Genomic DNA, 14865 nt, shown 5'->3' on the forward strand with positions numbered 1-14865 from the left:
GCTCAATTGATGAGTGGGGGCGGCGCAAAAATCTCCTCAACCATCGCATCAACCAGACGTTTTGCCGAACACAATCGCGGCATTCCCAACGCCACATTTTGCCAACGCTGCGTCACAGACCAGCTCACCGGATGGCGCTGCGCATCACACCAGTCGCCTAACCAACTCAACATATCGTTGTGCTCGCCCGAGCCGCCGACCGTCGGCGCGCTGAGCCAATGATGATAATAATGACGCGTAGCGGGCGCCGCATTCACGCTGTCTGCCAGCGTCTGAGCAGCCATGATGCGCAGATTGTCTTTAAGCATTGAGACCACATCGGCATTCGCTAACCGGCAGGCGTCACCGAAAGCGCCCCAGCGCAGTTCTTCCAGCGCGACAAAACAGCGCCCGGGTAACGACCAGCCGTCATACGCCCCAGCTCGCCAACGGGTAAAAATTTGCTCGCTGTGTTCACCCGCCTGAACCGTCAGGCCGCGTTGCGTCAACGCCTTCTCCTTATACGCGCCGCGTTGAGTGAACCCGTCCATAAGCGAATTTATCTGCTGTATGAGACCGGGGGTGGACAGCCCCCGCGGATGTTCGGTCTGTTGCAAAAACATTAGCCCTTCAGCGATGCGCACCAGCGCCAGATGGCCTGGATCGATCATGCCCGCCAGCTTCTCCACCAGCTTCAGACGCATCACCAGGTGCTCGCTGGACACGCCCGCCATCACCCACGCACGCAGTTGCGTCTGGGATAGCACCTCCTGCGTCAGGCGTGCACGCAGACGCTGCTGCTGTTGCAGAAAACCGCCGGAACGTTTGGTTTCATCTCCTTGAACCAGATCGACCATAAACTTCGGGTAGACACACTCCAGCGTCCGCCCGGGGCCTTCCAGTAACACGTTAGTCATGTGTGCTCAGTTGCAAAAAGGGTGTTGATATCGTCGCGCAGCAAGCGGGAATCTTCATAAAGCCATGCCGCCATCGTAATACGATGCTGCAATTGTTCATTCAACGCATTCACCGCAGACTCATTTTGCTGGCGCAGAGTCAGGCTCTCACGCAGGCTCGCCTGTAATTGCGCCAGACACAGTGAAAAATCAGCAAAAAACGTGGCCATGCCTGCCGTAACGGAAATATCGACCTGAGCAACTAAAGCTTTACGAATTTGTTGGCAAAACTGGGTAACGTAATGCACAAGACTCTTGTGCAGCGCGCCCATATCAATGAGATAACGCGTTTTTGTTTCGACGTAATCATTCCACCCCCAGTTGGGTTGGTTCAGCCAACGGGAGAAAGTGTCACGCACCACACCGCCAGTAGTCGACGCATTTTCCGCCGGAATATCCTGCTCAATGGCCTCATTGAACAACTGGCGGGTATTGAAGTTAAACATCGCCGCATGAAACGCAGGAAAACGGATCCGCGCACGAAATCCGGCGTGATTCAGCTCCTCTTTCACCCGCAATTCAATGGGGTGCATAGCGTCATTGAGAGCCCGGGACAGGGTCGACTCAAGCTGCTCAAAACGTAGCGCTAAATCCCGGCTAATACTCTCCTGCGCTGCCAGCAATACCCCTTCACAGGACGAGCGCATTTTATCTAAGACAATTTTTGCCTGCCCTTCATCATGCAGCACCAGCATTTCACCCGCCATTTCAGCCGTTATAGCGCCTGATCCCTGACCGTGCGGTGACATCATCAGGACGTTTTCTTTGACAAAAAACGTATTGATGCCACACAGAATCTCAGTCTGTTGCTCATTGAGATAGGCCGCGGCAGACGCCAACGCCAGTTCTACCTCATGGTTAACTTCATCGCTCACTCGCCCCTGGCTCACCTGTAACTGCTGCATATCCTCTTCAATATGCGTAATGTTCAGCCGCAGTTTTTCATAGGCCACCGTTAATCCATGGGCGCGAAACTCCAGATATTCGTGCGCGCTTTGCGCATAGTTTAATAACTTATGCGACGCGGAACGTAGCGCATATAGCGAGGCATTGGCGTGAGCGGCATGAATCACTTTCTGGATCGGCTGCTCAAACAGCGAATCTTCCCACAGTAAATCGGCGGCATGACGGATATGCTCCGTATCCTCAAGATCGGTGGTACGCCAGCGTCTGCCAAGCGCCGCTTCGGCAAAATCCTGTACCCAGCGTTGCACCTGATGATCCGGCAACCGCCCACGGGTGGTTAGCTCATGACGCGCTCTGTTCGCCAGATAGCCCCACATCGAAGAAACCGGATAGATCCGCTCAGGGGTGATTCCGCCTTGCATCAGCGTGCCAGATATCAAGGCCCGCACCTGCTCTTCATCATCACTGTTGCGGTCTTTCTGATCGAATTTGTTGACCAGCGCGTACAGCGGCACTGATTTCCCGACCGCCATAATCGACCGCCGGACTTCTTCATCGGAAATCGACTTCAGTTGGGTGTAATCCATCACCGCCAGCACCGCAGAAGCCCGCGCCAGCTGTTCATTCAGCATTTTTTGTAAGTGCGGTTGTCCGGCCTCGTTCGGCCCCGGCGTATCCAGCAGCGTTAATTGCCCCGGATAGCTTGCCTGTCCGGCCAAATGGACAAATTCGACCTCGATAACCGGAATATGCTCAATCGCGGCATAGGCGGCAAAAGGAAAATCAGCCTCCAGCGCTTTTGACAAACGCACCAGGTCATTCAGGCTTTTAAGACAATGGAAAATAGGCTGGGCGCCAAGATAATACCGTTCAAATGCCACGCCGTTTTCAATATGCTGCAGCAGGACGTTCATATCCTTATCAATTTCCAGCGTCTGCGTAAGACGCTGGCGATCGCATGCCCGCATACGCTGCTGTAAAACTTTCATTAAGGCGTCGATCGGCGCGACATGCGAAAAATGCAGCACCGGCTCTTTCTGCCCCGGCGTATGGCGAATAAGCGTCGGTAACGCCGTCATCGGGCGATTGCGATTAGGTAAAACTTCTGTGCCGACAATCGCATTAATCGTCGTCGATTTTCCCGCTTTCATGGTGCCAACGATGGCCAGCACCATTTCCAGACGCGTAATCTTGCGCAGTTCATTATTGAGCGTTGCTTGCTGGACATCCATGCCACGCACGCTGAAATGCAGGGGCTGAACAACCTGTCTGCTGTGCTCTCCATGTTGTAGCGCGACATCATCCAACGACGTGATGGGCAATTTTTGTAATTGCCGGAGATGTTCAAGAGAGAGCATCAGCAAGCGTTCAGCTTCCTGACTTAATTCATATATTGTCTGTGTGTGCATGGAAAATTTTTCCTTAACGCAAATGGCATTGCTTTTATTTAGCCTAATCGTTTTATTTATAGATTTTCGGCTTTTATAATTACGTGTAGAAATAATTAAAATCGAAACAACCAATTGATATTATTAAAATAAATTTGGCATATAACCGCTGGCCTGATGCCTCTCACTTATGTAATAAGTAAGAAAGATAAACAGCGTAGTTCAGTTTTATAAAATCCCCGCTGAATTCCCCTACTAAAATTAAGGGGGCAGGAGATATTCAATCATCAGGACGTAGACACCCGTAAGCGGTGTTACCTATGAATATCAGTTATTTCGCCTCACCTTATCTTAAATAACCTGGGGTAGCAATTTCCCTTAAAAAATATTGCGCCATACTTCATTGATGTGAAAGCAAAGGATCTTTACAGCAGATCATTTTGCTTTATCGCGCAGTAGTCCCGACAAAAGCAGGGATTTTATGTATAATTGCGGCCTTTTTCGGCAATCTGCCATTTTTTGGGCGCATTTGCCCCTGCTGACTTTTGAGGAAATCCACATGTCATTACCAAACTGCCCGCAATGCAACTCCGAATACACTTACGAAGATAACGGCATGTTCATCTGCCCGGAATGCGCTCACGAATGGAACGATGCTGAACCGGCTCAGGACAGCGACGAGCTCATCGTTAAAGATGCTAACGGCAACCTGCTGGCCGACGGCGACAGCGTTACCGTAGTGAAAGACCTGAAGGTAAAAGGTAGCTCTTCAATGCTGAAGATCGGTACCAAAGTAAAAAACATTCGTCTGGTGGAAGGCGACCACAACATCGATTGCAAAATCGATGGCTTTGGCCCAATGAAACTGAAATCAGAGTTTGTGAAAAAGAACTGATGCAAATTGCCTGATGGCGCTGCGCTAATCAGGCCTGCGCCAGCTCATCTGCCAGGCGGGAAGCTCATACTTCCCGCCTGGTTTATTTGTGCAGACGCTAACTACACTTAACTGGTTTCTTTTACCTGAGGTAAAGATCATGCCGTTAAGTCCCTATATCTCCTTTGCAGGCAACTGCGCAGACGCCATCGCCTACTATCAAAAAACATTAGGCGCCGAGCTTCTCTACAAAATCAACTTCGGTGAAATGCCCAAATCGGCGCAGGACAGTGAAGAAGGTTGCCCTTCAGGAATGAAATTCCCCGATACCGCCATCGCCCACGCCAACCTACGCGTTGCGGGCAGCGACATCATGATGAGCGATAGCGCCCCCGATGGAAATGCCCACTACTCTGGCTTCACGCTGGTGCTCGACACGCAAAATGTCGACGAAGGAAAGCGCTGGTTTGATAACCTCGCGGCAAACGGAAAAATCGAAATGGACTGGCAGGAAACCTTCTGGGCCCACGGTTTTGGTAAAGTGAGCGACCAGTATGGCGTGCCGTGGATGATCAACGTCGTCAAACAGCAGCAACCTACCGAGTAATCCGACGGGAGGCTTGCCCTCCCGTACTGTCATTAAAAATCGCTCAACTCTTCATCGTCAAGTAACCATCCCTTAACGAAAGCGTCACATTGATCCGCCACGATGGGGCCACTTTTTTAGGGAGGCCGCATCATGCAAACGATTATCCGCGTCGAGAAACTCTCCAAATCTTTCAACCAGCATCAGGCGCTCAATGCGGTTGATCTGAGCATCTGTTCCGGTGAGATGGTGGCTCTGCTTGGGCCGTCTGGCTCCGGCAAATCCACCCTTTTACGTCATTTAAGCGGTTTGATCACAGGTGATAAATCGCCCGGTAGCCACGTCGAGCTGCTGGGTCGCACCGTTCAACACGAAGGTCGGCTGGCGCGCGATATCCGCCAAAGCCGCGCCCACACCGGCTACATCTTCCAGCAGTTCAATCTGGTGAACCGTCTGACGGTGCTGGAGAACGTGCTGATTGGCGCTCTCGGCAGCACGCCATTCTGGCGCACCTGTTTTAGCTGGTTCAGTCAGGAGCAGAAACAACGCGCGCTCCAGGCGCTGACCCGCGTTGGCATGGCGCACTTTGCGTATCAGCGCGTTTCCACGCTTTCGGGCGGGCAACAGCAACGCGTCGCTATCGCCCGGGCGCTGATGCAGCAGGCCAAAGTGATCCTGGCCGATGAGCCGATTGCTTCGCTGGACCCGGAATCCGCACGCATCGTAATGGATACCCTGCGCGACATTAACCAGACCGACGGCATCACCGTGGTCGTCACGCTGCACCAGGTGGATTACGCCCTGCGCTATTGCGAACGCATTGTCGCGCTGCGCCAGGGCAACGTCTTCTTTGATGGCAGCAGCCAGCATTTTGATAACGATCGATTTGACCATCTCTATCGCAGCATGAACCGCGTCGAACAGAACGCGCAAGCTGCCTGACATCCCCACAATGAGGAATGGAAATGAGCTATAAGACAGTTGCCGCGCTGGCCTTTACCAGCATGTTTAGTCTCAGCACCCTGCTCAGCCCGGCCCATGCCGAAGAGCAGGAAAAAGCGCTGAACTTCGGCATTATTTCGACCGAATCACAGCAAAACCTGAAGCCGCAGTGGGAACCGTTCCTGAAGGACATGGAAAAATCACTGGGCGTGAAAGTGAACGCCTTCTTCGCCCCGGACTACGCCGGGATCATCCAGGGAATGCGCTTTAACAAAGTTGATATCGCCTGGTACGGCAACCTCTCGGCAATGGAAGCGGTGGATCGCGCTAACGGACAAGTGTTTGCCCAGACCGTCGCCGCCGACGGATCCCCGGGTTACTGGAGCGTGTTGATCGTTAACAAAGATAGTCCGATCAACAACCTGAACGATCTGATCGCCAAACGTAAGGATCTGACCTTCGGCAACGGCGATCCCAACTCCACGTCAGGCTTCCTCGTCCCCGGCTACTACGTCTTCGCCAAAAACAACATCTCCGCCAGCGACTTCAAACGCACCGTTAACGCCGGACACGAAACCAACGCGCTGGCCGTCGCCAACAAGCAGGTCGATGTCGCCACCAACAACACCGAAAACCTCGACAAACTGAAAACTTCCGCACCGGAAAAACTGAAAGAGCTGAAGGTGATCTGGAAGTCACCGCTGATCCCGGGCGATCCGATCGTCTGGCGTAAAAACCTCTCCGAAACCACCAAGGACAAGGTGTACGACTTCTTTATGAATTACGGCAAAACGCCGGAGCAGAAAACCGTACTGGAGCGTCTGGGCTGGGCGCCGTTCCGTGCCTCCAGCGACCTGCAACTGGTGCCGATTCGTCAACTGGCGCTGTTTAAAGAGATGCAGGGCGTGAAGGACAACAAAGGGCTGAACGAGGAAGAGAAAGCCAGCAAAACCTCGGTGCTGAAAGCGCAGCTCGACGACCTTGACCGTCTGACCGCCGCACTGGGTGCTATGACCAGCGTCACTAAAGCTGTGCAGTGATTTGTAGTCCGGATAAGCACAGCGCCATCCGGCCTACAACGCAAACACACGTACCAACGGAGCTAAACATGCAAACCATCACCGTCGCCCCGCCCAAACGTAGCTGGTTCTCGCTGCTGAGCTGGGCCATTCTTCTCGCCGTGCTGGTGGTCTCGTGGAAAGGTGCCGAAATGGCGCCGCTCACGCTGATCCAGGATTCTGGCAATATGGCGACCTTCGCCGCCGACTTCTTCCCGCCGGACTTCAGCCAGTGGCAGGACTATCTCGGTGAAATGGCCGTCACCCTGCAAATCGCCGTCTGGGGGACCGCCCTCGCCGTTGTACTGTCGATCCCCTTCGGCCTGATGTGCGCCGATAACCTCGTACCGTGGTGGATTTACCAGCCGATGCGCAGAGCGATGGACGCCTGCCGCGCCATCAACGAAATGGTCTTCGCGATGCTGTTCGTGGTCGCCGTCGGCTTAGGTCCATTCGCCGGGGTGATGGCGCTGTTTATCCACACTACCGGGGTGCTCTCCAAACTGCTTTCCGAAGCGGTAGAAGCCATTGAGCCAGGACCGGTAGAAGGCATTCGCGCCACCGGGGCCAACAAAATTGAAGAGATCCTCTACGGCGTTTTGCCGCAGGTGATGCCGCTGCTGATCTCCTACTCGCTGTACCGTTTTGAGTCCAACGTTCGCTCGGCCACGGTGGTCGGCATGGTGGGCGCGGGCGGTATCGGCGTGACCTTATGGGAGGCGATTCGCGGCTTCCAGTTCCAGCAAACCTGCGCCCTGATGGTGTTAATCATCGTCACCGTCAGTCTACTGGATTTCCTTTCCCAGCGTTTGCGTAAGCACTTTATCTGATTAGCGAGGCATTGATTGCTATGCACTTGTCTACACATCCGACCAGTTATCCAACGCGTTATCAGGAAATTGCCGCAAGACTTGAGCAGGAGCTTCGTCAACATTATCGCTGTGGGGACTATCTCCCCGCCGAGCAGCAGCTTGCCGCACGCTACGAGGTGAATCGCCATACCCTACGCCGCGCTATTGACCAGTTGGTTGAGCGTGGTTGGGTTCAACGTCGCCAGGGCGTCGGCGTACTGGTGCTGATGCGCCCGTTTGATTACCCGCTCAATGCCCAGGCGCGTTTCAGTCAGAACCTGCTGGACCAGGGTAGCCACCCCACCAGTGAAAAACTGCTGGCGGTGCTGCGCCCGGCCTCCAGCCATATTGCCGACGCGCTCAGCATTAACGAAGGCGACAACGTTATTCACCTGCGTACTCTGCGCCGGGTTAACGGCATCGCCCTGTGCCAAATCGACCACTATTTTTCCGACCTCACGCTGTGGCCGCTTATGCAGGGCTTTAACAGCGGTTCGCTGCATGACTACTTACGCGAACAGTCCGGTCTGACGCTCCTGCGCACGCAAACGCGCATCAGCGCCCGCCGGGCCCAGGCCAAAGAGAGCAAGGTGTTGGAAATCCCCAATATGGCGCCGCTGCTGTGCGTGCGCACCCTGAACCACCGTGAAGGCGAAGAGCAGGCGACGGAATACTCCGTCAGCCTGACCCGCGCCGACATGATCGAATTCACTATGGAGCACTGAATGCATTTCGATACCGCCACCCGCCAGCGTTGGATGCGCGCGCTGGCTTATAGCAATGCCGATGCCCTGAGTGCCCGCATCAACGCGCTCAAACTGACGCCGGACTATGAACTTATCCGCGCACCGGAATGCGGACTGCTGCAAATCCAGGCCCGCATGGGCGGCACCGGCAATCGCTTCTTTGCTGGCGACACCACGCTCACCCGCGCGGTGGTGCGCCTGAAGAGCGGCACGCTGGGTTACAGCTACCTGCTGGGACGTAACAAACACCATGCCGAGCAGTGCGCGGTAATTGACGCACTGCTGCAGGAACAAACGCATTTCCAAAGCTTAATGGAAACCTTGATTGCCCCGCTGGAAGCGGAACGCGATGCGCTGATTAGCGCACGCCGTGCCGAAATCAACGCCAGCCGGGTCGACTTCTTCACGCTGGTACGCGGAGATAACGCATGACCTTACAAACCGCTTTTAATTTACCCGTTCAGGATGCGCAGCAGAGCTTTCGTCGCCTGTTGAAGGCCATGAGCGAGCCGGGCGTGATCGTCGCCCTGCATCAACTGAAACACGGCTGGCAGCCGCTGGGTCTGGCAACCACCAGCGTGCTGCTGACTCTGGTTGATGGCGACACGCCGGTCTGGCTGGCGCCGTCGATGGATAACGATATTGCCAGGCAGAATCTGCGTTTTCATACCAACGCGCCGCTGGTGGATCAGCCGCAGCTGGCGGCATTTGCCGTCGCCGACGAACACATTAGCAGCGAACAGCTAAACGCCCTCTCCGCCGGTTCCGCCGTCGCGCCAGAGACCAGCGCCACGCTGATTGTTCAGGTCTCTGGCTTAAGCGGCGGACGCATGCTGCGTCTGACCGGCGCCGGTATTGCCGAAGAACGCATGATCGCGCCCCAACTGCCGGAATGCCTGATTCACGAACTCACCGAACGCCCGCATCCGTTCCCGCTGGGGGTCGATCTGATCCTCACCTGCGGCGAACGCCTGCTGGCTATTCCGCGAACGACTCATGTGGAGGTGTGCTGATGTACGTCGCCGTAAAAGGGGGCGAAAAGGCGATAGCCAACGCCCACGCCCTGCAGGAAAACCGACGCCGGGGCGAGAAGACCATTGCCGAACTGAGCGTCGCACAAATCGAACAGCAGATGAACCTGGCTGTCGACCGGGTGATGACCGAAGGCGGCATCGCCGACCGTGAACTGGCGGCGCTGGCGCTAAAGCAGGCCAGCGGCGATAACGTCGAAGCCATCTTTTTACTGCGTGCCTACCGCACGACGCTGGCAAAAGTGGCGGTCAGCGAGCCGCTTAACAGTGCAGAAATGCGCCTTGAGCGCCGAATCTCGGCGGTCTACAAGGACATCCCCGGCGGGCAGTTGTTAGGTCCTACCTACGACTACACCCATCGCCTGCTGGATTTTACCCTGCTGGCCAATGGTGAAACGCCGCCGCTGCGCTGCGCGGATAGCACGCAGGATGCCTCCCCGCACGTCTTTTCCCTGCTGGCAAAGCAGGGGCTGGCAAAACGCGAAGAAGACAACGGCGACGCACCCGACGATATCACTCGCACACCGCCGGTTTATCCGTGCTCGCGTGCCTCACGCCTGCAACAGCTGATGCGCGGCGACGAAGGCTATCTGTTGGCACTGGCCTACTCCACCCAACGCGGTTACGGACGCAACCACCCGTTTGCCGCCGAGATCCGCAGCGGTTACGTAGCACTGGAAACCGTACCGGAAGATCTGGGATTTGCGGTAAACGTCGGCGAACTGCTGATGACTGAGTGTGAAATGGTCAACGGCTTTGTCGCGCCAGAGAACGAATCTCCCCATTTTACCCGCGGCTACGGGCTGGTGTTCGGCATGAGCGAACGTAAAGCAATGGCGATGGCGCTGGTGGACCGCGCCTTACAGGCAGTCGAATACAATGAAACGGTCACGGGACCGGCGCAGGACGAAGAGTTCGTGCTGGCGCATGCGGATAACGTCGAGGCGGCGGGTTTTGTATCGCACCTCAAGCTCCCCCATTACGTCGATTTCCAGGCCGAACTGGAACTGCTCAAACGCCTGCAACAGGAGGCCGCCCGTGACCGCTAACCTCTCCGGCTACAACTTGGCGTATCTTGATGAACAGACCAAACGCATGATCCGCCGCGCCATTTTAAAAGCGGTAGCCATCCCCGGCTATCAGGTGCCGTTCGGCGGACGCGAAATGCCGATGCCCTACGGCTGGGGCACAGGCGGCATTCAACTTACCGCCAGCGTGATTGGCGAACCGGACGTGCTGAAGGTGATTGACCAGGGCGCGGACGACACCACCAACGCGGTGTCGATCCGCAACTTCTTCAAACGCGTGACGGGCGTGGCGACGACGGAGTGTACCGAAGACGCCACGCTGATCCAGACCCGCCATCGCATCCCGGAAACCCCCTTGGTGGAAGATCAGATAATCATCTTCCAGGTGCCAATCCCTGAGCCGCTGCGCTTTATTGAACCGCGCGAAACGGAAACCCGCACCATGCACGCGCTGGAAGAGTACGGCATCATGCAGGTGAAACTGTATGAAGATATTGCCCGCTTCGGCCATATCGCCACTACCTACGCCTATCCGGTGAAGGTCAATAACCGCTACGTCATGGACCCGTCGCCCATCCCGAAATTCGATAATCCGAAGATGGACATGATGCCGGCCCTGCAACTGTTTGGCGCTGGTCGCGAAAAGCGCATCTATGCCGTTCCTCCTTATACCCGCGTGGAGAGCCTCGATTTCGACGATCACCCGTTTACCGTGCAGAGCTGGGATGAGCCTTGCGCCATCTGCGGCTCTACCCACAGCTATCTCGATGAAGTGGTGCTCGATGACACCGGCAAACGCATGTTTGTCTGTTCCGACACCGACTACTGCCGCCAACAGAGCGAGGCTCTCAGCAAATGACGCAACCGCTGCTTTCAGTCAACAACCTGACTCACCTCTACGCGCCGGGCAAAGGCTTCAGCGACGTCTCGTTTGACCTGTGGCCTGGCGAAGTGCTGGGTATCGTCGGCGAGTCCGGTTCCGGCAAAACCACCCTGCTGAAATCAATCTCTTCACGGCTGACGCCGCAGAACGGTGACATTTTGTATCAGAACCGTTCGTTGTACGGCATGAACGAGGCCGACCGCCGCCGTCTGCTGCGCACCGAGTGGGGCGTGGTGCATCAGCATCCGCTGGATGGCCTGCGCCGTCAGGTTTCCGCAGGCGGCAATATCGGCGAACGCCTGATGGCTACCGGCGCGCGCCACTATGGCGACATCCGTGCCACCGCACAGCGTTGGCTGGAGGAGGTGGAGATCCCTGCCTCACGTATCGACGACCTGCCGACCACCTTCTCCGGCGGGATGCAGCAACGCCTGCAGATCGCCCGCAACCTCGTCACCCACCCAAAGCTAGTGTTTATGGATGAACCCACCGGCGGGCTGGACGTGTCGGTACAGGCCAAACTGCTGGATTTGCTGCGTGGCCTGGTGGTGGAACTGGATCTGGCGGTGGTGATTGTCACCCACGATCTGGGCGTGGCGCGTCTGCTGGCGGACCGTTTGCTGGTGATGAAACAGGGTCAGGTGGTGGAAAGTGGGTTAACCGACCGCGTGCTCGACGACCCGCATCATCCGTATACCCAGCTGCTGGTGTCATCCGTATTGCAGAACTGATTTTTTGTTGTGCCCGATGGCGCTGCGCTTATCGGGCCTACCTGGATCGCACTTTTGTAGGCCGGATAAGGCGCAGCCGCCATCCGGCAAAAAATCTCGAGGCAAAAATGATTCGCGTTGAAAACGTCAGTAAAACCTTCGTGCTCCACCAGCAAAACGGCGTACGTCTGCCGGTGCTGCAAAACGCAACTCTGGCAGTGAAAAGCGGCGAATGCGTGGTGCTGCACGGCCACTCCGGCAGCGGAAAATCCACGCTGCTACGTTCGCTGTACGCCAACTACCTGCCAGATGAAGGACACATCCACATTCGCCACAGCGATGAATGGGTCGATCTGGTGCAGGCCCCGGCGCGCAAAGTGCTGGAAGTTCGCCGTTCAACCATCGGCTGGGTGAGCCAGTTTCTACGCGTGATCCCAAGGATTTCCGCGCTGGATGTGGTGATGCAGCCGCTGCTGGATCTCGGCGTATCCCGTGAAGAATGCGCCGCGAAAGCCGCCAGCCTGTTAACACGTCTCAACGTGCCGGAACGCCTGTGGCACCTTGCGCCATCGACCTTTTCCGGCGGCGAACAGCAGCGCGTCAACATCGCCCGTGGGTTTATCGTCGATTACCCGATTCTGCTGCTCGATGAGCCGACCGCCTCACTGGACGCCAAAAACAGCGCCGCCGTCGTCGCTTTAATTGAAGAAGCGAAAGCCCGCGGCGCGGCCATTGTCGGTATTTTTCACGATCAAACCGTGCGCGACCGCGTAGCGGACCGCCTGCACCTGATGGGAACAACCGCATGATTATCAACAATGTAAAGCTGGTTCTGGAAGATGAAGTGGTGCAAGGATCGCTGGAAATTGCGGGCGGGTTTATTCGCGCCTTTGCCGAAACCCAGAGCTGTCTGCCGGAGGCCTTAGACGGCGAAGGCGGCTGGCTGCTGCCAGGATTAATTGAGCTGCATACCGATAATCTGGATAAATTCTTCACCCCACGTCCGAAGGTCGACTGGCCTGCCCACTCGGCGATGAGTAGCCATGACGCGCTAATGGTCGCCAGCGGTATTACTACCGTGCTGGATGCGGTGGCGATTGGCGACGTGCGCGACGGCGGCGATCGGCTGGAAAATCTGGAGAAGATGATCAACGCCGTGGAAGAGACGCAAAAACGCGGGGTCAATCGCGCCGAACACCGCCTGCATCTGCGCTGCGAATTGCCGCACCACACTACACTGCCGCTGTTTGAAAAACTGGTCGGGCGCGAGCCGGTGACGCTGGTTTCACTGATGGATCATTCGCCGGGCCAGCGCCAGTTCGCCAATCGAGAAAAGTACCGCGAGTATTATCAGGGCAAATATTCGCTCACCGACGAGCAGATGGCCCGCTATGAAGAAGAACAGTTGATCCTCGCCGCACGCTGGTCGCAGCCCAATCGTAACGCCATCGCCCAGCTTTGCCGCGAACGTAATATCGCGCTGGCGAGCCATGACGATGCCACCAGCGAACATGTGCTGGAATCGCACCAACTTGGCAGCGTGATCGCCGAATTTCCCACCACTTTCGCGGCGGCTGAAGCCTCGCGTCAGCATGGTATGAACGTACTGATGGGGGCGCCCAACATCGTGCGCGGCGGTTCTCACTCCGGCAACGTGGCGGCGCATAAGCTGGCTGAACTGGGGCTGCTGGATATTCTCTCTTCCGACTACTACCCCGCCAGCCTGCTCGACGCGGCATTTCGCGTAGCGGATGACGACACCAACCGCTTTACCCTGCCGCAGGCGATTCGCCTGGTCACCCGCAACCCGGCGCGGGCATTGAATCTCGACGATCGCGGCGTTATTACCGAAGGTAAACGGGCGGATCTGGTGCTGGCACACCGCAAAAGCGGCAACATCCATATCGACCACGTCTGGCGTCAGGGCAAAAGGGTATTCTGACTATGGGGAAACTGATCTGGCTGATGGGGCCATCCGGCTCTGGTAAGGACAGTCTGCTGGCAGAACTCCGCCTGCAGGAGCCCGCGCAACTGCTGGTGGCGCATCGATACATCACCCGTGCCGCTAACGCCGGGAATGAAAATCATATTGCGCTGAGTGAACAAGAATTTTTTACCCGCGCCGGGCAGAATCTGCTGGCGCTGAGCTGGCACGCGAACGGCTTCTACTACGGCGTGGGCGTGGAGATTGACCTCTGGCTGCACGCCGGTTTTGATGTGGTGGTCAACGGATCGCGCGCCCATCTGCCCCAGGCGCAGGCTCGTTACGGCGCGTCGTTACTTCCTATTTGCTTACAGGTTTCCCCAGCGATTCTACGGCAGCGTCTGCAGGCGCGTGGGCGGGAGAGTGAAACGGAAATCGCCGCCCGCCTTGAACGCGCGGCCCGCTACGCGCCGTATGACTGCCACGTCCTCAACAATGATGGCAGTTTGCTACAGTCTGTCGATACACTGCTCGCACTGATGGGACGCAAGGAGAAGAAACATGTCTGTCTGTGAATTACGCCGCGCCACGCTCTACGATACCGATGCGGTTTACGCGCTTATCTGTGAACTCAAGCAGGGACAATTCGATCACCAGGCCTTTAACGCCGGATACGCCGCGAATCTGCAAGATCCTAATATGCACTACCAGCTGGCGCTGCTCGACGGGCAGGTCGTCGGCTTGATCGGTCTGCACCTGCAGTTTCATCTGCACCACGCCAACTGGATTGGCGAGATTCAGGAACTGGTGGTGATGCCACAGGCGCGAGGATTAACGGTAGGCAGTCAGCTACTGGCCTGGGCCGAAGCCACCGCGCGCGAAGCAGGCGCAGAAATGACCGAGCTTTCCACCAGCACCCAACGCCTTAACGCGCATCGTTTTTACCAGCGCGAAGGCTATACCCAGAGCCATTTTCGCTTCACCAAACCGTTGTAGGAGGAGC

The 14865-nt window shown here is 56.5% G+C and carries 17 protein-coding genes; 15 read left to right on the forward strand and 2 right to left on the reverse strand.

All coding sequences use genetic code 11. The annotated features are described in order from the left end of the window. Positions 1-2: 2 nt before the first annotated feature. On the reverse strand, positions 3-896 hold the full coding sequence (locus tag FDX14_RS00075) for a diguanylate cyclase regulator RdcB family protein (protein ID WP_061382672.1): 894 nt from the start codon (positions 894-896) through the stop codon (positions 3-5). Continuing rightward, the gene (crfC, locus tag FDX14_RS00080) at positions 893-3250 is read right to left on the reverse strand and encodes a clamp-binding protein CrfC (RefSeq protein ID WP_061382673.1); all 2358 of its coding nucleotides are present in this window, start codon (positions 3248-3250) and stop codon (positions 893-895) included. The genes FDX14_RS00075 and crfC overlap by 4 nt, the downstream gene beginning before the upstream one ends. 538 nt (positions 3251-3788) lie before the next feature. On the opposite strand from crfC, the gene FDX14_RS00085 reads away from it, so the two are divergent. The 15 genes from FDX14_RS00085 to phnO all read left to right on the forward strand — a co-directional run bounded on the left by FDX14_RS00085 (position 3789) and on the right by phnO (position 14858). Beyond that, positions 3789-4124, forward strand: coding sequence for a zinc ribbon domain-containing protein YjdM (locus FDX14_RS00085; RefSeq protein ID WP_079225646.1), 336 nt, complete (start codon positions 3789-3791; stop codon positions 4122-4124). 139 nt (positions 4125-4263) lie between these two features. After that, complete coding sequence (yjdN, locus tag FDX14_RS00090) at positions 4264-4710, forward strand: VOC family metalloprotein YjdN (RefSeq protein ID WP_038636411.1); 447 nt, start codon at positions 4264-4266, stop codon at positions 4708-4710. A gap of 132 nt (positions 4711-4842) precedes the next feature. After that, positions 4843-5631, forward strand: coding sequence for a phosphonate ABC transporter ATP-binding protein (phnC, locus tag FDX14_RS00095; RefSeq protein ID WP_038636408.1), 789 nt, complete (start codon positions 4843-4845; stop codon positions 5629-5631). Between the two features lie 23 nt (positions 5632-5654). After that, positions 5655-6671, forward strand: coding sequence for a phosphonate ABC transporter substrate-binding protein (gene phnD, locus FDX14_RS00100; RefSeq protein ID WP_137348831.1), 1017 nt, complete (start codon positions 5655-5657; stop codon positions 6669-6671). A 68-nt stretch (positions 6672-6739) separates the two neighbouring features. Then, complete coding sequence (phnE, locus tag FDX14_RS00105; protein ID WP_038636402.1) at positions 6740-7519, forward strand: phosphonate ABC transporter, permease protein PhnE; 780 nt, start codon at positions 6740-6742, stop codon at positions 7517-7519. 20 nt (positions 7520-7539) lie between these two features. Further along, on the forward strand, positions 7540-8265 hold the full coding sequence (gene phnF / locus FDX14_RS00110; RefSeq protein ID WP_079225648.1) for a phosphonate metabolism transcriptional regulator PhnF: 726 nt from the start codon (positions 7540-7542) through the stop codon (positions 8263-8265). Then, positions 8266-8718, forward strand: coding sequence for a phosphonate C-P lyase system protein PhnG (gene phnG / locus FDX14_RS00115; RefSeq protein ID WP_042312918.1), 453 nt, complete (start codon positions 8266-8268; stop codon positions 8716-8718). Further along, a complete protein-coding gene (phnH, locus tag FDX14_RS00120; RefSeq protein WP_042312920.1) occupies positions 8715-9299 on the forward strand; it encodes a phosphonate C-P lyase system protein PhnH in 585 nt (194 codons plus the stop codon). The genes phnG and phnH overlap by 4 nt, the downstream gene beginning before the upstream one ends. Continuing rightward, positions 9299-10366 carry a carbon-phosphorus lyase complex subunit gene (locus FDX14_RS00125; protein WP_137348832.1) on the forward strand — a complete coding sequence of 356 codons (1068 nt, stop codon included), beginning with the start codon at positions 9299-9301 and terminating at the stop codon, positions 10364-10366. Before phnH ends, FDX14_RS00125 begins: the two co-directional genes overlap by 1 nt. Positions 10367-10412: 46 nt before the next feature. Continuing rightward, positions 10413-11204: an alpha-D-ribose 1-methylphosphonate 5-phosphate C-P-lyase PhnJ gene (phnJ, locus tag FDX14_RS00130; protein ID WP_061382714.1), complete on the forward strand. Its 792-nt coding sequence runs from the start codon at positions 10413-10415 to the stop codon at positions 11202-11204. Next, positions 11201-11959, forward strand: a complete 759-nt coding sequence (gene phnK / locus FDX14_RS00135) for a phosphonate C-P lyase system protein PhnK (protein WP_042312925.1) — start codon at positions 11201-11203, stop codon at positions 11957-11959. Before phnJ ends, phnK begins: the two co-directional genes overlap by 4 nt. 107 nt (positions 11960-12066) lie before the next feature. After that, a complete protein-coding gene (gene phnL, locus FDX14_RS00140; protein WP_042312926.1) occupies positions 12067-12747 on the forward strand; it encodes a phosphonate C-P lyase system protein PhnL in 681 nt (226 codons plus the stop codon). Beyond that, a complete protein-coding gene (phnM, locus tag FDX14_RS00145) occupies positions 12744-13880 on the forward strand; it encodes an alpha-D-ribose 1-methylphosphonate 5-triphosphate diphosphatase (RefSeq protein ID WP_137348834.1) in 1137 nt (378 codons plus the stop codon). Before phnL ends, phnM begins: the two co-directional genes overlap by 4 nt. Positions 13881-13882: 2 nt before the next feature. Then, complete coding sequence (phnN, locus tag FDX14_RS00150) at positions 13883-14437, forward strand: ribose 1,5-bisphosphokinase (protein ID WP_038636371.1); 555 nt, start codon at positions 13883-13885, stop codon at positions 14435-14437. Further along, the gene (phnO, locus tag FDX14_RS00155; RefSeq protein WP_137348835.1) at positions 14424-14858 is read left to right on the forward strand and encodes an aminoalkylphosphonate N-acetyltransferase; all 435 of its coding nucleotides are present in this window, start codon (positions 14424-14426) and stop codon (positions 14856-14858) included. The genes phnN and phnO overlap by 14 nt, the downstream gene beginning before the upstream one ends. Positions 14859-14865 lie beyond the last annotated feature (7 nt).

Origin of the sequence: Citrobacter sp. wls710 (assembly GCF_005281115.1) — a bacterium.
In the GTDB taxonomy this organism is placed as follows: domain Bacteria; phylum Pseudomonadota; class Gammaproteobacteria; order Enterobacterales; family Enterobacteriaceae; genus Citrobacter; species Citrobacter werkmanii.